Source organism: Mycobacterium sp. 134 (assembly GCF_048282715.1).
Taxonomy (GTDB): Bacteria; Actinomycetota; Actinomycetes; order Mycobacteriales; family Mycobacteriaceae; genus Mycobacterium; species Mycobacterium septicum.
Map to the genome: position 1 here is coordinate 1,831,572 of NZ_JBLVUN010000008.1, position 20,833 is coordinate 1,852,404.

The 20,833-nt window shown below is 67.5% G+C and carries 24 protein-coding genes; 17 read left to right on the forward strand and 7 right to left on the reverse strand.

The window, feature by feature from the left end:
• Window positions 1–86 precede the first annotated feature (86 nt).
• Window positions 87–578, forward strand: a complete 492-nt coding sequence (locus ACNQVK_RS13575) for a beta-class carbonic anhydrase (RefSeq protein WP_418029928.1) — start codon at window positions 87–89, stop codon at window positions 576–578.
• A 3-nt stretch (window positions 579–581) separates the two neighbouring features.
• Here the strand turns inward: ACNQVK_RS13575 and ACNQVK_RS13580 are convergent, their stop codons facing one another.
• Window positions 582–971 carry a PaaI family thioesterase gene (locus ACNQVK_RS13580; RefSeq protein WP_418034155.1) on the reverse strand — a complete coding sequence of 130 codons (390 nt, stop codon included), beginning with the start codon at window positions 969–971 and terminating at the stop codon, window positions 582–584.
• 146 nt (window positions 972–1,117) lie between these two features.
• Between ACNQVK_RS13580 and ACNQVK_RS13585 the strand changes: the two genes are divergently transcribed.
• The 6 genes from ACNQVK_RS13585 (at window position 1,118) to ACNQVK_RS13610 (ending at window position 7,267) form a co-directional block, all read left to right on the forward strand.
• Window positions 1,118–2,452 carry an MFS transporter gene (locus ACNQVK_RS13585; protein ID WP_418034156.1) on the forward strand — a complete coding sequence of 445 codons (1,335 nt, stop codon included), beginning with the start codon at window positions 1,118–1,120 and terminating at the stop codon, window positions 2,450–2,452.
• Between the two features lie 94 nt (window positions 2,453–2,546).
• A complete protein-coding gene (gene cysD / locus ACNQVK_RS13590; RefSeq protein WP_418029929.1) occupies window positions 2,547–3,485 on the forward strand; it encodes a sulfate adenylyltransferase subunit CysD in 939 nt (312 codons plus the stop codon).
• Window positions 3,485–5,329, forward strand: coding sequence for an adenylyl-sulfate kinase (gene cysC, locus ACNQVK_RS13595; protein WP_418029930.1), 1,845 nt, complete (start codon window positions 3,485–3,487; stop codon window positions 5,327–5,329). Before cysD ends, cysC begins: the two co-directional genes overlap by 1 nt.
• Entirely contained in the window at window positions 5,326–6,069 is a 744-nt protein-coding gene (locus ACNQVK_RS13600) for a 3'(2'),5'-bisphosphate nucleotidase CysQ (RefSeq protein WP_418029931.1), read from the forward strand. Before cysC ends, ACNQVK_RS13600 begins: the two co-directional genes overlap by 4 nt.
• A gap of 95 nt (window positions 6,070–6,164) precedes the next feature.
• The gene (locus ACNQVK_RS13605) at window positions 6,165–6,761 is read left to right on the forward strand and encodes a cysteine hydrolase family protein (protein ID WP_418029932.1); all 597 of its coding nucleotides are present in this window, start codon (window positions 6,165–6,167) and stop codon (window positions 6,759–6,761) included.
• Window positions 6,762–6,796: 35 nt separating this feature from the next.
• Complete coding sequence (locus ACNQVK_RS13610) at window positions 6,797–7,267, forward strand: Rrf2 family transcriptional regulator (RefSeq protein WP_418029933.1); 471 nt, start codon at window positions 6,797–6,799, stop codon at window positions 7,265–7,267.
• On the opposite strand, the gene ACNQVK_RS13615 is transcribed toward ACNQVK_RS13610, so the two are convergent.
• Window positions 7,264–7,890, reverse strand: coding sequence for a TetR/AcrR family transcriptional regulator (locus ACNQVK_RS13615; RefSeq protein WP_418029934.1), 627 nt, complete (start codon window positions 7,888–7,890; stop codon window positions 7,264–7,266). The two genes, ACNQVK_RS13610 and ACNQVK_RS13615, sit on opposite strands and share 4 nt — an antisense overlap.
• 77 nt (window positions 7,891–7,967) lie before the next feature.
• Here ACNQVK_RS13615 and ACNQVK_RS13620 point away from each other — a divergent pair, with 77 nt between their 5' ends.
• A complete protein-coding gene (locus tag ACNQVK_RS13620; protein WP_418029935.1) occupies window positions 7,968–8,870 on the forward strand; it encodes an alpha/beta hydrolase in 903 nt (300 codons plus the stop codon).
• The gene (locus ACNQVK_RS13625; RefSeq protein WP_418029936.1) at window positions 8,857–9,498 is read left to right on the forward strand and encodes a maleylpyruvate isomerase family mycothiol-dependent enzyme; all 642 of its coding nucleotides are present in this window, start codon (window positions 8,857–8,859) and stop codon (window positions 9,496–9,498) included. Before ACNQVK_RS13620 ends, ACNQVK_RS13625 begins: the two co-directional genes overlap by 14 nt.
• Here ACNQVK_RS13625 and ACNQVK_RS13630 read toward each other — a convergent pair.
• Entirely contained in the window at window positions 9,486–9,869 is a 384-nt protein-coding gene (locus ACNQVK_RS13630; RefSeq protein ID WP_418029937.1) for a VOC family protein, read from the reverse strand. The two genes, ACNQVK_RS13625 and ACNQVK_RS13630, sit on opposite strands and share 13 nt — an antisense overlap.
• A 55-nt stretch (window positions 9,870–9,924) precedes the next feature.
• Between ACNQVK_RS13630 and ACNQVK_RS13635 the strand changes: the two genes are divergently transcribed.
• Complete coding sequence (locus ACNQVK_RS13635; protein WP_418029939.1) at window positions 9,925–10,449, forward strand: GNAT family N-acetyltransferase; 525 nt, start codon at window positions 9,925–9,927, stop codon at window positions 10,447–10,449.
• Window positions 10,449–11,465, forward strand: a complete 1,017-nt coding sequence (locus tag ACNQVK_RS13640) for a nitronate monooxygenase (protein WP_418029940.1) — start codon at window positions 10,449–10,451, stop codon at window positions 11,463–11,465. Before ACNQVK_RS13635 ends, ACNQVK_RS13640 begins: the two co-directional genes overlap by 1 nt.
• Window positions 11,466–11,561: 96 nt before the next feature.
• On the opposite strand, the gene ACNQVK_RS13645 is transcribed toward ACNQVK_RS13640, so the two are convergent.
• The 4 genes from ACNQVK_RS13645 to ACNQVK_RS13660 form a co-directional block, all read right to left on the reverse strand.
• Window positions 11,562–12,452: a DUF4097 family beta strand repeat-containing protein gene (locus tag ACNQVK_RS13645; protein WP_418029941.1), complete on the reverse strand. Its 891-nt coding sequence runs from the start codon at window positions 12,450–12,452 to the stop codon at window positions 11,562–11,564.
• Window positions 12,453–12,484: 32 nt separating this feature from the next.
• Window positions 12,485–13,129, reverse strand: a complete 645-nt coding sequence (locus ACNQVK_RS13650; protein WP_418029942.1) for a response regulator transcription factor — start codon at window positions 13,127–13,129, stop codon at window positions 12,485–12,487.
• Window positions 13,117–14,427 (reverse strand): sensor histidine kinase, encoded by a 1,311-nt coding sequence (locus ACNQVK_RS13655; protein WP_418029943.1) that lies wholly within the window; start codon window positions 14,425–14,427, stop codon window positions 13,117–13,119. Before ACNQVK_RS13655 ends, ACNQVK_RS13650 begins: the two co-directional genes overlap by 13 nt.
• A gap of 85 nt (window positions 14,428–14,512) precedes the next feature.
• Window positions 14,513–14,926, reverse strand: a complete 414-nt coding sequence (locus ACNQVK_RS13660; RefSeq protein WP_418029944.1) for a VOC family protein — start codon at window positions 14,924–14,926, stop codon at window positions 14,513–14,515.
• 51 nt (window positions 14,927–14,977) lie between these two features.
• Here ACNQVK_RS13660 and ACNQVK_RS13665 point away from each other — a divergent pair, with 51 nt between their 5' ends.
• The 6 genes from ACNQVK_RS13665 to ACNQVK_RS13690 all read left to right on the forward strand — a co-directional run bounded on the left by ACNQVK_RS13665 (window position 14,978) and on the right by ACNQVK_RS13690 (window position 20,804).
• Window positions 14,978–15,859 carry an LLM class flavin-dependent oxidoreductase gene (locus ACNQVK_RS13665; RefSeq protein WP_418034157.1) on the forward strand — a complete coding sequence of 294 codons (882 nt, stop codon included), beginning with the start codon at window positions 14,978–14,980 and terminating at the stop codon, window positions 15,857–15,859.
• Window positions 15,860–16,241: 382 nt separating this feature from the next.
• A complete protein-coding gene (locus tag ACNQVK_RS13670; protein ID WP_090428564.1) occupies window positions 16,242–16,613 on the forward strand; it encodes a hypothetical protein in 372 nt (123 codons plus the stop codon).
• A 171-nt stretch (window positions 16,614–16,784) separates the two neighbouring features.
• The gene (locus tag ACNQVK_RS13675; protein WP_418029945.1) at window positions 16,785–18,140 is read left to right on the forward strand and encodes an LLM class flavin-dependent oxidoreductase; all 1,356 of its coding nucleotides are present in this window, start codon (window positions 16,785–16,787) and stop codon (window positions 18,138–18,140) included.
• 13 nt (window positions 18,141–18,153) lie between these two features.
• Complete coding sequence (locus ACNQVK_RS13680) at window positions 18,154–19,212, forward strand: ABC transporter substrate-binding protein (RefSeq protein ID WP_418029946.1); 1,059 nt, start codon at window positions 18,154–18,156, stop codon at window positions 19,210–19,212.
• 45 nt (window positions 19,213–19,257) lie between these two features.
• Complete coding sequence (locus ACNQVK_RS13685; protein WP_418029947.1) at window positions 19,258–20,085, forward strand: ABC transporter permease; 828 nt, start codon at window positions 19,258–19,260, stop codon at window positions 20,083–20,085.
• A complete protein-coding gene (locus ACNQVK_RS13690; protein WP_418029948.1) occupies window positions 20,061–20,804 on the forward strand; it encodes an ABC transporter ATP-binding protein in 744 nt (247 codons plus the stop codon). Before ACNQVK_RS13685 ends, ACNQVK_RS13690 begins: the two co-directional genes overlap by 25 nt.
• The last annotated feature ends 29 nt before the right edge of the window (window positions 20,805–20,833 follow it).

The window sequence follows — 20,833 nt, forward strand, 5'->3', positions numbered from 1 at the left end:
GGACGGCCGTCGCTCGTTCATGCACCATCGACTCAGCCTGATTCTGCCGCTGGCGGGGCCACCCGTTGCGGGGCTAGCGTCGAATCATGTCTGTCACCGACCAGTACCTGGCCAACAACGAGGTCTACGCCACGACCTTCACCGGGCCGTTGCCCCTGCCGCCGAGCAAGCACGTCGCGGTGGTGGCGTGCATGGATGCCAGGCTGGACGTCTATCGCATCCTCGGTCTGGGTGACGGCGAGGCGCACGTCATCCGCAACGCGGGCGGTGTCATCACCGACGACGAGATCCGGTCGCTGGCCATCAGTCAGCGGCTTCTGGGGACCAGGGAGATCATCCTGATCCACCACACCGACTGCGGCATGCTGACTTTCACCGATGACGGGTTCAAACAGCAGATCCAGGACGACACCGGTATCAAGCCGAACTGGGCGGCCGAGTCGTTCGTCGACCTCGAAGAAGATGTGCGCCAGTCATTGCGGCGGATCGAGGCGAGTCCGTTCGTCACGAAGCACGAATCGTTGCGCGGCTTCATCTTCGACGTCGCCACCGGCAAGCTCGACGAGGTCTCGCTGTGAGGCTCACCCCACCTTGTACGTCGCGAGGGCCTTGGCCACCGCCTCGCCGTCTGGCGTGACGATATCGACGTCACAGTTCACCAGGGACCTGCCCTGGCGCAGCACGCGCCCGAGGCCGATCAGATCGGTGGCCCGCGCGGGCGCCAGATAGCTGATGGTCATCGAGACCGTCACTCCGCGAAGCGAATCCGGAACCTCGGCCTGCGCCCACGCCGCGGCCATCACCGTCACATCGGCCAACGCCGCGATCGCACCGCCGTGCACCATGTCGGCGATCGTGATGTTCGAGGGATCCCACGGCAGCCGCAGCCGGACTTCTGGGCTTTCCAGTGTCTCGGCGACGATCCCGAGTTTGGCCACAAAGGGCGACTGGGGCAGGAACTGCGCCATCACGGCCGGGCCGGTCTGGATGCTCATGGCCGCCAGTGTGTGCCGCCGGTGGTCAGCGTCTCAATTACCTGCGGGGTAACCACTGCGGTCGCCGGCCGGCGTGGGCCGGTGTGATGTCCGGACCAGAGAACCCGGCGTTCCCGAGGGGCATGGCGCTGCTGGTGGCGGGCAGCCTGTTCATGGAGATCCTCGACGCCACGATCATCGCGCCGGCCATCCCGCTGATCGCCGCGTCGTTCGGGGTGGAGGCCATCGACGTCAATGTGGCGATCTCGGCCTATCTGGTCACGGTTGCGGTGCTGATCCCCGCCAGCGGATGGCTGGCCGACCGGTTCGGCACACGCCGGGTGTTCATCGGGGCCATCGCGGTGTTCACCCTGGCCTCGGTCGGCTGCGCGGTGAGCGCGTCGCTGCCGATGTTGGTGCTGATGCGGATCTTGCAGGGGGTCGGTGGCGCCATGATGGTGCCGGTCGGCCGGCTGGCGGTGTTGCGTCAGAGCGGCAAGGCGGACCTGGTGCGTGCCATCGCGTTGTTGACCTGGCCGGCGCTGACCGCACCGGTGTTGGCCCCGGTCCTGGGCGGGGCCATCGCGACGCTGGGCAGCTGGCGATGGATCTTCGCGGTGAACATTCCGATCGGCGTGATCGGAATTGTTCTCGCGCTCAAACTCGTCCGCGGCGAGCCGCAGCCGACTGCCCGATCCCTGGATTGGCCGGGCCTGCTGGCGCTGGGCTCGGGGATTGCTGCGGCACTGATCGCCTTGGAGAACATCCGGGTGTCGGGGACCGATTGGGGACTGGTCGCGGGGTGCGGCGTCGCAGCCGTCCTGCTTCTCGCCGGCGCGGTGTGGCGGCTGCTCACCGCGACGGCCCCGCTGGTGCAGTTGCGGGTGCTGCGGGTGCACACGCTGCGCATCACCGTGGTGGCGGGGTCGCTGTATCGACTGGTGATCACCGCGGTGCCGTTTCTGCTGCCACTGCAGTTCCAGCTGGAGTTCGGCTGGACGCCGCTGGCCGCCGGTGCCATGGTGGCCGCACTGTTCGCCGGGAACCTGACCATCAAGCCGGCCACCACGCCGCTGATGCGCAGATTCGGCATCCGCACCGTGCTCCTGGTCAACGGGCTGGCCTCGGTCGCGTGCTTCGGCCTGCTGGCCTTGTTGCAGCCGGGGCTGCCGGTGGCGGTGATGGCCGTCATCCTCTATCTGAGCGGGGCGCTGAGGTCGATCGGCTTCACCGCCTACAACAGCCTGGCCTTCTCCGACGTCGACGGAGAGGAGCTGACGCATGCCAACACCCTCAATGCCTCGGTGCAGGAACTGGCGGCCGGGCTCGGGGTCGCCGTGGCGGCACTGCTGCTCAGCCAACTCACCTCGTATCCGGTGACCTATCTGGTGCTCGGTGCGTTGCTGGCGCTGACGCTGGTCGCAACGGTGCGCTTGCCCAGGCGGGCGGGCGCGCACGTCACGGGGCACCGGGCCTGACCATCAGAGTCCATTGACACCGCGGCGGCCCGGCGGATAGATTCCTGGCCATGCTTGCAATTCTGGCCATTCCTACCAACTTAATGGGGAAGTGATGACCACCGCGCAGAAATCCGATCAGCAGTCCGGCCGTACCGGGCACTACGAGCTGAGCCACCTGCGGTCCCTGGAGGCCGAGGCCATCCACATCATCCGCGAGGTGGCCGCCGAGTTCGAGAAGCCGGTGCTGCTGTTCTCCGGCGGCAAGGACTCGATCGTCATGCTGCACCTGGCGGTCAAGGCGTTCGCGCCCGGACGGCTGCCGTTCCCGGTCATGCACGTCGACACCGGTCACAACTTCGACGAGGTCTACCAGGCCCGCGACGAACTCGTCGAGCACTATGGTGCGCGCCTGGTCGTCGCCAAGGTGCAGGACGACATCGACGCCGGCCGCGTGGTGGAGACCATCCCGTCGCGAAACCCGATCCAGACCGTCACACTGCTGCGCGGCATCCGGGAGAACAAGTTCGACGCCGCCTTCGGCGGGGCCCGGCGCGACGAGGAGAAGGCCCGCGCGAAGGAGCGGGTGTTCTCCTTCCGCGACGAGTTCGGCCAGTGGGACCCCAAGGCCCAGCGCCCCGAGCTGTGGAACTTGTACAACGGCAGGCACCACAAGGGCGAGCACATCCGTGCCTTCCCGATCTCCAACTGGACCGAGTTCGACATCTGGTCCTACATCGGCGCCGAGAAGATCAAGCTGCCGTCCATCTACTACGCGCACCAGCGCAAGGTGTTCGAGCGCGACGGCATGCTGCTCGCGGTGCACAAGTACTTGCAGCCCCGCAAGGACGAGCCGGTGATCGAGAAGACCGTGCGGTTCCGCACCGTCGGCGATGTCACCTGCACCGGATGCGTGGAGTCCACGGCCGCAACGGTTTCGGAGGTCATCGCGGAGACCGCGGTGTCCCGGCTCACCGAGCGTGGCGCCACCCGCGCCGATGACCGGATCTCCGAGGCCGGAATGGAAGATCGCAAGCGAGAGGGCTACTTCTGATGTCGACGCTTCTTCGCATCGCCACCGCGGGATCCGTCGACGACGGTAAGTCCACGCTGATCGGCCGGCTGTTGTTCGACTCCAAGGCGGTCATGGAGGATCAGCTGGCCGCCGTCGAGCGGACCTCCAAGGAACGCGGCCACGACTACACCGACCTCGCACTGGTCACCGACGGCCTGCGTGCCGAGCGTGAGCAGGGCATCACGATCGATGTCGCCTACCGCTACTTCGCCACGGCCAAGCGCAAATTCATCATCGCCGACACCCCGGGGCACATCCAGTACACCCGCAACATGGTGACCGGCGCCTCCACCGCACAGCTGGTCATCGTGCTGGTCGACGCGCGCCACGGTCTGCTCGAACAGTCCCGCCGGCACGCGTTCCTGGCCTCGCTGCTGGGCATCCAGCACATCGTGCTGGCCGTGAACAAGATGGACCTGATCGACTGGGACCGGGAACGCTTCGAGGCGATCCGCGACGAGTTCCACGCGTTCGCAGCGCGATTGGACGTCCACGACGTGACGACGATCCCGATGTCGGCACTCAACGGCGACAACGTGGTGACGAAATCCGATGTGACGCCCTGGTACGAGGGACCGTCGCTGCTGAGCCACCTCGAAGACGTCTACATCGCCGGTGACCGCAACCTGGTCGATGTGCGCTTCCCGGTGCAGTACGTCATCCGCCCGCAGACCCATGAGCACGCCGACCACCGCAGCTACGCCGGCACCGTCGCCAGCGGTGTGCTGCGTCCCGGTGACGACGTGATCGTGCTGCCGGCCGGAAAGCCGACCCGCATCACCCAGATCGACGGCCCGAGCGGCGTCGTCGACGAGGCGTTCCCTCCGATGGCGGTGTCGATCAGCCTGTCCGACGACATCGACATCTCACGCGGCGACATGATCGCCCGGCCCAACAACCAGCCTCGCGTCACCCAGGACTTCGACGCCACGGTGTGCTGGATGGCCGACGAGTCGTCGCTGGAGCCCGGTCGCGAGTACCTGATCAAGCACACGACCCGCACCACCCGGGTCAAGGTCACCGGTCTGGACTACCGCCTCGACGTCAACACGCTGCATCGGGACAAGTCCGCGAGCGCGCTCAAACTCAATGAGCTGGGCCGTATCTCGCTGCGTACGCAGGCCCCGTTGCTGCTCGACGAGTACAGCCGCAACGCGGCCACCGGATCGTTCATCCTGATCGATCCCAACACCAACGGCACCGTCGGCGCCGGCATGGTGTTGCGCGACTCCCGCAACGAGACCGCGAGCCCCAATGCGGTGCGGCACGAATCGCTGGTCACCCCCGGGGACCGACTCAGCCGTGGGCGCACCGTGTGGTTCACCGGCCTGTCGGGTTCGGGCAAGTCCTCGGTGGCGATGCTGGTCGAGCAGAAGCTGCTCGAAAAGGGCGTGCCGGCATACGTTCTGGACGGTGACAACCTGCGCCACGGCCTCAACGCCGACCTCGGCTTCTCGATGGCCGACCGGGCCGAGAACCTGCGGCGGCTGGCGCATGTCGCCTCGCTGCTGGCCGACTCCGGCCAGATCGTGCTGGTGCCAGCGATCAGCCCGCTGGAGGAGCACCGTGAGCTGGCGCGAAAGGTGGCCAACGAGGGCGGCGTCGACTTCTACGAGGTGTTCTGCGACACCCCGCTGGAAGACTGCGAACGCCGCGACCCCAAGGGCCTGTACGCCAAGGCGCGGGCCGGTGAGATCACCCACTTCACCGGTATCGACAGCCCGTACCAGCGGCCGAAGAACCCGGATCTGCGTTTGACACCGGACCACAGCACCGCTGAACTGGCAGACATGGTGATCGAGCTGTTGGAATTACCGTCGTGAACGATCACGAACTGGCTGCCCGGCTGGCCACCAGGGCCGGGGATCTGCTGCTCGACGTCCGCGCCGATTACGCCGATGCCCCGGCTGCTGAGCGAAAGGCCGCCGGCGACAAGCAGTCCCACGACTTCCTGATGGCCGAGCTGGCCGCACTGCGTCCTGGTGACTCGGTGCTGTCGGAGGAGGCGACGGCCGATCAGCGGGCCGACCCGGCACGGCTGAGCGCCGAACGGGTCTGGATCGTCGACCCGCTCGACGGCACCCGGGAGTTTTCCGAGCTCGGCCGCGACGACTGGGCCGTGCACGTGGCGCTGTGGAGTGCGGGCGAACTCGTGGCCGGGGCGGTCGCACTGCCCGCGCAGAACACCACGCTGTCCACCCCCGACGTGGCCGCACCACGGCCCTTCGACGGCCCGCCCCGGGTCGTGGTGTCGCGCACGCGGCCGCCCGCGGTGGCGCTGGCGGTGCGGGAGGCGCTGGGCGGAACGCTGGTGGAAATGGGTTCGGCCGGGGCCAAAGTGGCCGCGGTGATCCGCGGGTTCGCAGACGTGTACGTGCATGCCGGTGGCCAGTACGAGTGGGATTCTGCCGCGCCCGTCGCGGTGGCCCGCGCGGCCGGCCTGCACACCTCGCGCATCGACGGATCGCGGTTGGTCTACAACTCGGCCGATCCCACCCTGCCCGACCTGATCGTGTGCCGGCCCGAGCTGGCCGAACAGGTACTGGCCGTCACGGCGGGGTAGGGCAGCGGCGGCCGTACTCGGCGAGATCAACGCAGTGGTTGCTTACGCAGACCGCGAGCAGCCACAGCGTTGATCTCGGTGACTAGGCTGAACAGATGAGCCGCCCCACGCTGCGCGAACTGGCCAGCCTGCCCGCCGCACCGGCCCGCCTCGCCGATTCCACCTTGGTTCTCATCGACTGCCAGAACACCTACACCCAGGGAATCATGGAGCTCGACGGTGTGCAGGCCGCCCTCGAGCAGACGGCGCAACTGCTCGACCGGGCCCGCAGCGCGGGCATCCCGATCATTCACATCCAGCACTCCGACGGCCCGGGTTCGCTGTATGACATCGACGGTGAGAGCGGTGCGATCGTCGCATCCGTGGCGCCGCGCGAGGGAGAACCGGTGGTGGTCAAGCAGTTTCCCAATTCGTTCGTGCAGACCGATCTCGACGATCGGCTGAAAGGCCTCAACGCGTCGAACCTGGTGCTGGCCGGATTCATGACACACATGTGTGTCAACTCCACCGCGCGCGGTGCCTTCAACCTCGGATACGCCCCGACCGTGGTGGCCGCTGCCACCGCCACCCGCACACTGGCCGGCCCCGACAGCGCGCCCGTGCCTGCCGCGGTCATGCAGTCGGCGAGCCTGGCCGCGATGTCGGACCTGTTCGCCGTCGTCGTGCCGGACGGTGCGGGGATCCCTGATTAGGCGCGGGCGATGAGTGAGCTGGCACAATCCTGAGCATGCGGATGTCGGCGAAGGCGGAGTATGCCGTCCGCGCCATGGTCCAGCTCGCCACCGTCGAGGATGGCGAGCTGGTCAAAACCGACGACTTGGCCAAGGCGCAGGGCATCCCGGCGCAGTTCCTCGTCGACATCCTCACGGCCCTGCGCACCGATCGATTGGTCCGCAGCCATCGAGGCCGCGACGGCGGCTACGAGCTGGCCCGTCCGGCGGGCGAGATCAGCATCGCCGACGTGCTGCGCTGCATCGACGGGCCGCTGGCCAGTGTGCGTGACATCGGCTTGGGGGATCTGCCGTACTCGGGTCCGACGGCAGCGCTGACCGACGTCTGGCGTGCACTGCGGGCCAGCATGCGCTCGGTGCTGGAGGAGACCAGCCTGGCCGACGTGGCGGCAGGCACGTTGCCCGGTCACGTCGACACGCTGGCCGACGCCTACCGCGATCAGGAACACGAGCGCGGGCACCGCTAGCGTTTGCGGCCGCGCATCGCAATGCCGTCGATCAACATCCGTACCCCGCCGTCGAAGTCGTCGTCGACCGACGTCGTTGCCGCCACGTGGGAAAGCGCCTCGATGTGCGGGTAGCTGGTCCCGGCCACTGAGCCGATCTGGGCCGCCGCCTCGGGCGCCTCACCGGTCAGCGGTCCGGCGAGGGCTGCCTGGGCGGATCCGACCACCAGGCCGAGCACGGCGTGGAATGCCGAGAGGCGGTCGGCATCGGACAGTCCGGCACGTCCCAGCGCGGCAATCAGTGCGTCGGCGATGGCGAAGCCCGTCGCCGAGGCCATGCGCCGGGTGAGTACGAGCGGGAGCGCGGCCGGGTGCGCTCGTACACCGGCCCACATCGCCGTCGCGATCGCGTGTACGTCGTGCTGCCAGTTGCCGGTGGCTTCCGGCACGGCGATTTCGGCGACCACTGCGCCGACGACGAGTTCCTCCAGCGCCTCCTTGTCGGCGACGTAGTTGTACATCGTCATGGGCCCGGTACCCAGTGCAGCGGCGAGGGCCCGCATGCTCAACGCCGTGGGGCCGGAGTCGTCGACTATTCGTAGTGCCGCCGAGGCGATCTCATCGACCGTGAAGCGTGCGCGCATCGAAGCTCCTTGACAAGTACGGCGTACGTATCGCAGTCTAGCTCATACGTACACCGTACTTATGAGGGAGATTCTCGATGCCCGGCACCATCCCCACCACCCGTTCGGATTTCGTATCGGACACGCAGCGCTGCGCCGCGTGGCTGACCCTGCCCGCCGGCCCGGGCCCACACCCGGCTGTGGTGCTGGCCCACGGCCTCGGGGCCACGCACGAGATGATGCTGCCGCAGTACGAACAACACTTCGCGGCTTCGGGCATCGCGACGCTGGCCTTCGACTACCGCCACACCGGTGCATCTGAAGCCATGCCACGGCAACACTTTTCGATACGCCGACAATGTCGGGACGTACATGCCGCGCTCGATCATCTTCGTGCGCATCCCGGCATCGACGCCACCCGGCTCGGTCTGTGGGGTACCAGTCTCGGTGCCATGAACGTGGTGCGGGTCGCCGCTGAGCGAACCGACATCGCCGTGGCGATCGTCCAATGCCCGATCGTGCACGGGCGCGCGGCCGCACAGAGCCTGGGCCTGCCCGCCGTTCTGCGGATGGGTCCGGCCATCGGTGCTGACGCGCTGCGCGCACTATGGCGGCGCGGTCGTCGCTACGTTCCGATCGTCGGGCCGCCCGGCGGCAAGGCCATGGTTACCGCGCCCGGCGCGGAGGCCGGCTGGAATTCGACGGTGCCGTCCGGCGGGAGCTTCGACAACCGGATTGCTGCGGCGGACATGATGGGAGTCGTGCTGGCCTCTGCGCTGCGCCACGCACGGCGAATTACGGCCCCTTTGCTGGTGTGCGTGTGCGACCGGGAGAACCTGATGGACCCGAGGTACGCCGTATCGGTGGCCGCACGTGCACCACGAGGTGTTGCCCGGCACTACGATTCGGACCACTTCGCGATCTACCATCCTCCGTTGGTGGACCGGGTGCTGGCCGATCAGACCGCATTCCTCAGGGAGCACCTCGATGTCCGCGCGTAAGCTGCTGCGGGCCAACGATGCTCGGTTCGTCTCGGTCGCCGAGACGTTGACAGCGGACCACTGGTCGGCGCCCAGTCTGTGCTCCGAGTGGACCAACCACGAGGTGCTCGCCCACCTGGTGGTCGGTTACAGCTGCGGTGCGGGCTCCCTCGTCGCGCACATGTACCGCGGGCGCGGATTCGACGCCGCCAACACCGCCCTCGCGCGGGCGCGGGCCGCCGTCCGTAGTCCTGACCGATTGTTGGCGGAGTTCCGCGGGCTGATGGACCGTCCGGCCGGCATCGGCCGGTACTTTCCGCCCCGGCTTCTGATCGGTGATCACGTCACCCATGAGCTCGACATCCTCTATGCGCTGGATGTCGAACCACGAATCCCGACCGACGTTCTCGTCGCGGTGCTCGACGCCCAGGTGAGTATTCCCAATCCATTCGTGCCGGCCTACCGGAACAGCCGTGGCTTGCGGCTGGTGGCCACCGACGCCGATTGGGCGCACGGCGACGGCGGCCCGTTGGTCGAAGGGCCGGGCTGCCGAGTTGATCTCGGTTCTGGGCAACCGGGCGGCCATGGTGCCCCGGATACGTGGCACGGGCGCAGGAATACTCGCCAGGCGGGTACTCAGCCCCCGTAAGGGCGGGTGATGATCTCCAGGTAGTGCCCGGACGGGTCCTGGAAGTAGACCCCACGGCCGCCGTCGTTGTGATTGATCTCGCCCGGGTGCTGACCGTGCGGATCGGCCCAGTGCTGCATGCCGCGGTCGCGGATCTTGCCGTAGATCGAGTCGAACTCGTCCTCGGACACCAGGAATGCGTAGTGCTGCGGTCGGACTTCCTCGTCGGCACCGACCTGGGCGTAATCGAGATTCACTCCGTGATTGATCGTCACGGCGAGAAACGGGCCGAACTCCTGCGGGCCGGGCAGGCCGAACAACTCGGTGAAGAACTCGGCCGAGACCTGCCGATCCTTGGCGGCGACGATGGTGTGGTTGAAGGTGATAGCCATATCAATCCAGTAAACCGCTGGACTGGCAGCCCCGGCAACGGTGCAGGATGGGGCCATGCCCAACACCCAGATCCTGGCCGGGCCACAGGTGCGGCTGCGGCCGCCGGTCGTCGAGGACGCCGAGGCCCTGTACGCCCGCATCGCCTCCGATCCCGCGGTGACGCGGTATCTGTCCTGGTGTCCCCATTCGGGGGTGGCCGAAACACGCCGGGTCATCACGACGCTGTTCAACGTCGGTGACGAGCAGACCTGGTTGGTCGAAGTCGACGGCGAGGTGGCCGGGCTGTGCGCGCGGCGACGCCCGCAGCCGTACGCGGTGGAACTCGGTTACTGCCTGGCCCGGCAGTGGTGGGGGCGCGGCCTGATGTCGGAAGCGGTTTCGTTGATGCTGACCGATCTGCGGTCCGATCCCACGGTGTACCGGATCACGGCGTACTGCCATGCCGACAACGCCGGCTCCGCCGGGGTGCTGCGGCGGTGTGGTCTGTCACTGGAGGGAAGGCTCGCGCGGTACGCGATGTTCCCCAATATCAGTGACGAACCACAGGACGTGCTGTTGTTCGGGAAGGCGGTGCGGTGATGGGCACATTCGATATTCGCGGGCTGCGGCGGCCGGTGGTCGTGGCGCCGATGGCCGGTGGCCCCTCGACTCCGGAGTTGGCCGCGGCGGGCAGCAACGCCGGCGGGCTGGGATTCCTCGCGGCCGGGTATCTGAGCGCCGACGGTCTTGCCGAAAGATTGACCGCCGCAAGCGGTTTGACCACCGAACCGCTGGGCGTGAATCTCTTCGCGCCCCAACCCAGTGCGGGTACGCCCGAACAGATCGGCGCCTACGCCGCGCAATTGGCCGGTGAGGCGCAGCGTTACGGTGTGGCCCTGGGTGATCCGCGCTACGACGACGACGCGTGGGCCGCCAAGCTGGATGCGGTATTCGATCTACGGCCCGAGGTGGTCTCGTTCACCTTCGGATTGCCCACCGAGGCAGAGATCGCCCGGTTGCGGAGCGCCGGTATCACCACCGTCGGAACCGTGACGACGCTGGACGAAGCCTGGCTGGCGGTGAGCCGCGGGGTGGATGCCCTCGCCGTCCAGGGACCGGGAGCGGGTGGGCACCGTGGCACGTTCGATCCGGGCGCCTCGCCGGGATCGCAGTCACTGGACCATCTGCTGGCCGACGTGCTGGCGGCCGTGGACGTCCCGGTCGCTGCCGCCGGCGGGTTGATCAGCGCCGACGACGTGGCGGGTGTGCTGGCCGCCGGCGCGGTGGCCGCCCAACTCGGCACCGCGTTCCTGCTGGCCGACGAAGCCGGCAGCAGCCCGGTACACCGTGCCGCGCTGCAAAGTCCTGAGTTCACCGAAACCGTTGTCACCCGGGCATTCTCCGGCCGGTACGCCCGCGGGCTGCGCAACCGCTTCATCGTCGAGCACGATGCGCAGGCGCCGCTGGGCTACCCCGAGATCCATTACCTGACCAGCCCGGTGCGGAAGGCCTCGGCGGCTGCGGGTGATCCGCAGGCCACCAACGTGTGGGCCGGTACCGGATGGCGCCAGGCCCGGACCGGGACGGTGGCGGAGATCATGACGGGGTTGGCGTAAGGGGTTGGTGTAGACGGTTGAACGTGGATGGTTGACATTGCACCCAGGGTCGTGAAAGCCGAGAAATCACAACCCTGTGCGCAATCTCAACGTCCGCTAGCCCCGTCCGCGCCCCGGGCCGACACGCTCCACGACCACGTCGCCATCGTCGGAGCGGACGGTGACCTCGGCGGCAGCGACGTCGGGATCGTTGGTCTCGGCCACGCGGACCTCTGTCGAGGCCCCGGACTGTGCGTGCACCAGATACGGTCCCCGCTCCGGCAGTCCGATCACCACGTCGCCGTTGCGGCTCACCGCGTCGACGCGGCGCGGCGCGGCATCACGGAAGTCGACGGTGATGTCCCCGTCGGACGTGGTGGCGCTGAATTCTTCGGTGACCGCGATCGGGTCGCGCGAGACGATCTCGCCGTCGACGGTGTGGGCCTCGACGCGGCGGGCAGCCCCGCGCAGGATGATCGCCCCGTCGGAGACGCGGGAGATCAACTGGTCCACATCGGCCTGCGCGATCACCGATCCGAGCTCCTGCTCGGTACGGACCGTCAGGCGCCGGGCCTGCTCGGGCGGCACGGCGATCGTGATCTCACCGCCGCGGGCCCACTCCAGCATGGGTGAGGGTTTGCCCGCGATGGTGATCCGGGTGCCGTCGCCGTCGGTGATGACCTGCAGCCGGTGCGCCCCGCTGTGAGTGGTGTTCACCAGGCGCAGATCCGCTGTGGCTTCGCGGGTTTCACGGTCAGCAGTGATGCGGATCGCGACGGGGATCTGTTCCGTGTCGATCACCAGTGACCGCATCGTCGCCGGTAGACCCTGATGATCGGTGACCACCCGCACGGTGCTCACGCCCCAGGCCGTCACACCGAGCGCGGCGACTGCGCCGGCCACCAGCAGCGTCGCCGAGGCGATCAGGACGAGGCGGAACGTGGTACGCCCACCGGAGTTCAACTGGGGCGGCGGATTGACCGGTGGCGGAGGGGCGATGGTTGTCACGATGAAAGTCCTTCCCGGTAGGGGTGTTCGGTCTAGGTCTCGAGGTAACGCAGCACCGCCAGCACCCGGCGGTTCTCGCTCTCGTCGGGAGCGAGGTCGAATTTCGTGAAGATCGAGGCGATGTGCTTCTCGGCCGAGCCGACCGAGACGTGCAGGGCGGCAGCGATCGCCGAGTTCGTCTTGCCCTCGGCCATCAGTTGCAGGACATCGCGCTCACGCGGGGTCAGCTGGCTCAGGGCGCTACGGCGGGCCGACCGGACCAGGATCTGTGACACCACCTCGGGATCGAGCACCGTGCCGCCGCCGCCCACCACGGCGACGGCGTCGAGGAACGCCGGCACATCGGCCACCCGGTCTTTGAGCAGGTAGCCGAATCCTCTGGTGTCGGAGGTGATCAGATCGGCCGCGTAGCGCTCTTCGACGTAGTGGGAGAGCACCAGCACGGGGGACTCTGGGTTCTGGCTGCGCAGCAGCGCTGCCGCGCGGATGCCCTCGTCGGTGAACGTGGGCGGCATCCGGACGTCGAGGATGGCCAGGTCTGGGTGATGCTCGTTGACCAGTCGCAGCAGGTTTGTGGCGTCGGGCACCCCGGCGACGATCTCGTGCCCGGCGTCGGCCAGGATCCGTTCGATGCCTGCCCGCAGCAGCGCCGAGTCCTCGGCGATCACGATCCGCATGGCAGCACCGCCGTGATGATCGTCGGGCCCGTGGCCGGGCTGGACACCGCGAACGTTCCGCCTGCCGCGCGCACTCGTTCGTCCAGCCCGCGCAGGCCGGTGGCGTTCTCGCCGGCGTCGACGACCGCGCCGCCCTGACCGTCGTCGAACACCGAAACGTGCAGCACGTTGGCGGTGTCGTCCAATCGGACGGTGACCACGGCCTGAGAGGCTCCGGCGTGTTTGGCGACGTTGGTCAAGGCCTCGGCGACCACGAAGTAGGCGACCGACTCCACTTCGTCGGGCAGCCTGCGCGGCAGATCGATGTGCAATGTGGTTGGTACTCCCGAGGTCTCGGTCCGCTGCACCACCGAGGACAACGCGGCGTCAAGACCTCGGTCCGACAGGATCGTCGGGGCGATACCGCGCACCACGTTGCGTAGTTCCACCAGTGCGCTCTTGGCATCGTCATGCGCCTCGGCGATCAGCGCCCTGGCGGCGGGCGGATCCGAATCCAGCTTGGTCTGGGCCAGCCCGATCGTCATCGCCAGGGAGACCAGCCGGGGTTGCACGCTGTCGTGCAGATCGCGTTCGATGCGGTGGCGCTCGGTCTGCGCCGAGGAGACCGCGCCCTTCCGCGCATCGGCGAGCGCGTTCACCTGGTACTCCAGGGCTGCGGTGGACGAGGGGGACAAGAGCCATCGGTCGATCGCGGCATCCATGGCCGGGGCGAAGATCAGGATGGCAATCGCGGCGGCGACGGCGACGATCGCCAGCAGCACGGCGATCGGCGGCGAGAGGAAGATCAGACCGGCGTCGTTGTCGCTCTGCCGGATCGCGATGGCCGCGGCCGGTCCTACGAACGTGAAGGTGAGCAAGGCGAACGCGAGGCCGGTGGCCAGCATGTCGTAGGTCATCCGCAGGTAGTTGTGGCAGACGCCCTTCCAGAACCGGGTACTGCTGATGTCCAGCCACAGCTGGTGTGCCCAGCCCTGGAACCCCGTGTGAGGTGACAGCTGACGCGGCGGAATCCCGATACCGAGGCCGAACACCGCTTCGCTGCGCGTTCGCTCGACCCACTCGACACCGCGCATCAGGTAGATGAAGACCACCCCGGAGAGCAGGAATCCGATCACCGAAGGGATCGAGGAGACCCCGATGACCATGATGGACAACGGAATCCAGAACCACACCAGTGCCACTGCCGCGCCGGTGATCATCGACGCGGTCGGCACGAGGCCGATGTTGCGTGGTGCCGTCACGGACTCAGCAGCCGGCTCGGCCGGGGCGGGCAGGGCGGTTTCGCTTGTTGCGACCATGCCCTTCAACCTACGAAGTTGCGCGGCCCGGCGACACAGCGTTTTCCCCAGACCCGGGTGGGGGATATCCCCCGGGGTCGGGGATCTACTTCGGTGCGGTGAGCTCCAAGGCGATGTTGTCGGGGTCGCGGAATTCCAGGATGTAGGAGGGCCCGATGTCCTTGACGGCTTCGTGTCCGACGCCCAGATCGTCGAGGTGTTGCGCGGCGTCGTTCAGCTCGTCGAGGCTCTTGAGCCGGAAGGCCAAGTGGTCCAATCCCGTTCGGTTCTCGTCGAACGCGTCGCGCCCGACCGGGCGCAGGCCGATCAGCGTTGCCCCGGCGTCGTAGATGACCCCGCCGGACAGGAAACTGAGCCGGGCGCGGGTGGTGGCGTCGGCGTCCTGCGGCAGTTCGATCAGAATCGGCCAGCCGAAAACGCTCTCGTAGAACTGCCGGGACCGTTCGATATCGGTGACCGTCAGCCGCACGTGGGCGACCGAGGACGTGGTGATGGCCATAAGGATCATGCTGCCACCTGGACGTGACAGAATCCCTGCGTGCGCGTGGGTATGACGATGCCGGTCATGGAACCTCAGTTGGATGCGACGACGCTGCGGTCCTGGGCGCACGTCATCGACGGAGGCCCGTTCTCGTCGCTGTGCTGGGGCGAGCGCATCGCCTTCGACAACCCCGACAGCCTGACGCTGCTGGGCGCCCTGGCGGCGTGGACCGACCGCGTGCGGCTGGTGACCACGGTGGTGGTGCCGCAGCTCCACGATCCGGTGATGCTGGCCAAGGGCCTGGCGACCGGCGATCTGCTCAGCGGCGGGCGGTTGACCGTGGGCATCGGGGTCGGCGGCCGCCACGAGGACTACCACGCGGTCGGCGCCGACCCGGCGTCCCAGACCCGGCGGGGCATGGCGGAGCGCGTCGCGGTGATGAAACGGGTCTGGGCAGGGGAGAAGGTCACCGACTCGGTGCTTCCGGTCGGGCCATCTCCGGTTCAGACCGGCGGGCCGCCCCTGCAGATCGGTTCCATCGGGCCCAAGACCATCCGTGACGCCGCGGCCTGGGCCGACGGCGTGGCAGGCACGACACTGGACCTGGATCTGACCCGCCAGGCCGAGTTGTTCGACGTCGCCCGCACCGCCTGGGCCGAGGCCGGCAAACCCAAGCCGCACCTGGCCACCTCCTTCTGGTTCGCTCTCGGCAAGCCCGAAGAGGCCCGCGCCCAGGTGCATCGGCACCTGCGCCGGTACATGAACTGGATCCCGGCCGAATACGTCGACGCCATGGCTCCCATGACCGGGTGGGCCGGTACCGAAGAACAACTCATCGAGGTGCTCGGCAAGTTCGAGGACATCGGTACCGACGAGGTGCACCTGATCCCCACCAGCTCCGATATCGACCAGTTGCGCCGAGTGGCCGAGGTGGCAAAGGTCTTCGAATGAGCTGTCCGGGCCAGGTCACCCCAGCAAAAAGTGAGCAAGATCATCCGTGGCCTGCGACGTAGTCTGGGTCTCGAAATCGCGATGCGCTTCCCGGTGTTGTCACCTTCGAGGTGAGCTGTCTGCAGCGCGCTCGAATGCCGAGGAAGCGCATGGTAGATGGGCATGCCGAGGGACTGTTAACCCGGCGGTTACCTGCTGTTCGGCCGGGGTGACCGGTCCGGTCTGGTGCAATCGGCTGTGGCCGGGCGCCACCCCGGGCCCGCGCAGCTACAGCAAACGATCTCGGGCGTCTGGCACGGCAGGACGTGAGCTGGGTTCTGGGACTAGCGTGTCGATTTGGCGTCGCCGTCAGGCGGCGTCGGACACGACAGTTGGGGACCCCATGATCCAGAAGAGTTTGATCGCCACGACCCTCGCCGCGGGGGCCGTCGGCGCCGCGGTGGCGCTGTCCGCGCCGGCGTCGGCCGATTCCAAGGGCAACAGCACCGTCGGGTGCTCGCCGTGTGACCGTGTGTCTTCGTCGGTCACCGATGCCATCACCGACGCCGCCGAGAAATCCTTGACCGGCGGGGTTGATCTGCCCGACATTCCCGTCGTCGACAAATGGACCAAGTTCCCGGGTGAGACCGCCGAGAAGTGGACGGGTTTCCCTGGCAAGACCGCCGAGAAGTGGGCGACGTTCCCCGGCAAGACCGCCGAGAAATGGGGAGGCTTCCCGGGCAAGGTCCTGAAGAAGTGGACCGGCCTGGGCTGAACCCCGACCGACGGCACCAACTTCACTCACGAGCGTGCGGCAGACAAGCCGCACGCTCGTGTGCTGTCTGCGGGTTAGCTGGAATTTCGCTGATCTTAACTGTTCTCGGAGCACAGCCCGTCCCCCTGAAATAGACGCAGCCCGGTTCACCGACCAAAGGAGCTCGTCGCAATGGCTGCGCCCGCAAGGCAGTTGCACCTCAACGCATTCCTGCGCAACATCGGCCAGCACGAAGCGGCGTGGCGTCTCCCCGAGACCGATCTGTCGGGTATCACCGACATCGGCCACTACATCGAACTGGCCCGCATCGCCGAGCGCGGCAAGCTCGACGCGGTTTTCTTCGCCGACCATCCAGTCCTCAAGGACCAGACCGAGTTTCGCCCGTTCGACGCGCTCGACCCGATCACCCTGGTCTCGGCGCTGGCCGGGGCCACCACCAACGTCGGGCTGATCGCGACAGCGTCCACCACCTACAACGACCCGTACGGTCTGGCGCGGCGGTTCGCCACACTCGACCACGTGAGCCGCGGCCGGGCCGGCTGGAACGTCGTGACGACCGCCAATGCCTCGGCCGCGGCCAACTTCGGGGTGCCGAACCACCCGGACCCGGCGGCTCGGTACCAGCGCGCCGACGAGTTCCTCCAGGTCGCGTTGAAGTTGTGGGACAGCTGGGAAGACGACGCCATCGTCGGAGACAAGGTCGCGCCACGGTTCGTGGATCCGGCCAAGATCCACGCGATCAACCACTCCGGCCCGCATTTCGACGTGGCCGGGCCGTTGGAGGTGCCGCGCTCCCCGCAAGGGCATCCAGTGCTGTTCCAGGCCGGATCGTCCGAGCCCGGTAAGGATCTCGCGGCCAGATACGCCGAGGCCATCTTCACCGCGCAGCCCACGCTGGACGAGGCTCGCGACTTCTACCGCGACGTCAAGGCCCGGATCCGCCGGTTCGGTCGCAACCCGGACCAGGTGCACATTCTGCCCGGGTTGTCGACGATCATCGGTGGCACCGAAGCCGAGGCGCGCGAGCGTCAACGCGAGTTCGAAGAACTCACCGTGCCCGATTACGGGCTCGAACAACTGAGCGCCATCGTCGGATTCGCGGTCACCAAGGACGATCTCGACCGGAAACTGAGCTTCCCGTCCGAGGATCCGGGCGACACCTTCATCAAGAGCCGGCTCTCCCTGGTGAAGCGGTTGGTCGAGACCGACAACCTCACCGTCCGGGAGTTGTTGCTGCGGCTCAGCAGTGGTCGGGGACATCGATTGTTCGCCGGCACGCCCGAACAGGTGGCCGACACCATCCAGGAATGGTTCACCACCGGCGCCGCTGACGGTTTCAATCTCATCCCGCCCGCGCTGCCGTCCTCACTGACCGAGTTCGTCGACCACGTCGTCCCAGAGTTGCAGCGCCGCGGCATCTTCCGCGAGGAATACACCGGCAGCACACTCCGTGACCACCTCGGTTTGGACCGGCCGGCCAACCGATTCACCACCGGCGCGGACGCTTCCGTGTCGGCCGCGAGCTGACAGGGAACCAGACATGCGTAATCCGTTGACCCGCTTGACCCGGGTGATCCTGGCCGCCGGCCTCGTCGCGGTCGTGGTGGCCGGTTGCCAGTCGTCTGGATCCGGGACGCAAGGCAGCGGCGGACTGTCCGCCGACGCACCGATTCCGGTGGCGGTTCCGGCGGGAACCAGCCTGGTGGTGGCCGACGACGCGAACCGGCTCAAGACATTGTTCAAACTCTCCGGTGAGCAGGACCGGCTCAGCGCCGACGTGACCTACGCCAACTTCAGCAGCGGACCGCTGCGCCTGGAGGCGATCCGGTCGGGCAACGCGCAACTGGGCCGGGTCGGTGATGTCCCGCCGATCCTCGCGCAGTATTCGGACGCCGGGGTGCCCATCGTCGGGGCGGTGAAATACGACGGGAACGGGCTGGTGCTGGCAACCTCACCGGGATCGGGCATCAAATCGCTGAAAGACCTGGCCGGCAAGAAGATTGCGATCAACGAGGGCACCGCGCAGCAGGCGGTCGTGCTACGCAACCTGAAGTCCGCAGGCCTGAGCATCAAGGACGTGCAGCCGATCAATCTGGGTCTGGCCGAGTTCGCCGACGGCCTGCGTGCCGAGCAGGTCAACGCCGCGGTGCTCAAGCAACCCGACCGCGTCCGGTACCTCGCTTCCACGCAGGGGGAGGGCAGCATCGAAATCCCGAACGCCCCAGGTGCCTACCCCGGCCTGTACTACGTCTACGCCAGCCAGGAAGCGTTGTCCGACCCGGCTCGCGCGGCGGCCATCCGCGAATTCGTGATCGCCTGGTACCGCGCCGAACAATGGCTCAACGACAACAAGCAGACCTGGATCGACGAGTACCTGATCAAGGATCAGAAGGTCAGCCCCGAGGACGCCAAGGCCATCGCCGCGGCCGACGGAAAGTCCTCGGTGCCGGGCTTCACCGATGAGCTCATCAACACCCAGCAGGAGACGATCGACCTGCTGCAGCAGGCGGGTGCATTCTCCGGGAAAGAGTTGCACGCCAAGGAGGAATTCGATTCCCGGTTCGCCGATCTGAACGCGACGTCGACGGGTAAACAGTGACCGCCGTCCAGACGGCGCCCGCTTCGGCGGTGACATTGGGGGCGGGTGCCGCCGGACGCCAGGACTATCCGCATCTGGAACACCGGTCGGGCACGCAGCGCCGCCGGCGGCTGGGGCCGGGCCATCCCCGCGTCGTTGGCCATCGGACCGCTTCTGCTGGTCGTCGTCTGGATCGTCACCTCGCAGCTGGGCATCCTGGATCCGCGTACCCTGCCGCACCCGCTGGACATCGTGCGCACGATCGGCGAGATGTGGTCGGACGGCCGGTTGCCCACGAACATCCTCGCCTCGCTCAAGCTGGCATCGATCTCATTGGCGATCGGCGTGGCATTGGGTCTGGTGCTCGCGTTGATCTCAGGGTTGAGCCGCATCGGCGAGGCCATCGTCGACGGGCCCATCCAGGTCAAGCGGGCGGTGCCGACCCTGGCCATCATCCCGCTCGCGATCATCTGGTTCGGGATCGGCGACACCATGAAGATCATCATCATCGCGACCAGCGTGCTGATCCCCGTCTACATCAACACCACCGCACAGCTCAAGGGTGTCGACCTGCGCCACGTCGAACTTGCTGAAACCGTTGGGCTTTCCCGCAGTCAGTTCATCCGCAAGGTGGCCATCCCCGGTGCCCTTCCCGGTTTCTTCACCGGGCTGCGGCTCGCGGTCACCATCTCGTGGACCGCGCTGGTGGTGGTCGAACAGGTCAACGCCACCAGTGGCATCGGCTATCTGATGACCCAGGCCCGGCTGTACGGGCAGCTGGACGTGGTGGTGGTGGGCCTGCTGGTCTACGCGGTGTTCGGACTCACCGGCGACTACGCGGTCCGGGCCATCGAGAGGAGAGCGTTGTCGTGGCGGCGCGCACTGGGAACCTGACCGAGGAAGTCGCCGTCGTCCGGGAGCTCAGCCGATCATTCGGTGGCACAACGATTCTCGACGCGGTGGACCTCACCATCCGCAAGGGCGAGTTCGTGGCCCTGCTGGGCCGCAGCGGCTCCGGCAAGAGCACGCTGCTGCGCGCGCTGGCCGGGCTGGACCACGGAGTCGCCGGAACAGGGGACCTGTTCGTCGCCCGCGATGTGTCGGTGGTGTTCCAGGACTCGCGGCTGCTGCCGTGGGCGCGGGTACTCGACAACGTCGCGCTCGGTTTGTCCGGTCGCGAGGTGAGGCAGCGGGCCAGCACGGTGCTCGCCGATGTCGGCCTGGCCGGACGCGAACAGGCCTGGCCGTACGAACTGTCCGGCGGTGAACAACAACGGGTGGCGCTGGCCCGGTCGCTGGTGCGCAACCCCGCGCTGCTGCTGGCCGATGAACCCTTCGGGGCGCTCGACGCCCTCACCCGGGTTCGCATGCATCACCTGCTCAAGGAACTGTGTGCGAAATACGAACCCGGGGTGCTCCTGGTGACCCACGATGTCGACGAGGCGGTCACCTTGGCCGACCGGGTCCTGGTCCTCGATGGCGGATCGTTCGTCGTCGATCGTCACCTGGACTTCCAAACGCCGGATGCCCGCACGTATCGCAATCCCGAGTTCGTCGCGCATCGGGAGGCGCTGCTCGCCGCGCTCGGGGTGGGGGCAGACGAAGGACCATAGACAGATCAGTGGTGACCCGCTGTAAACGG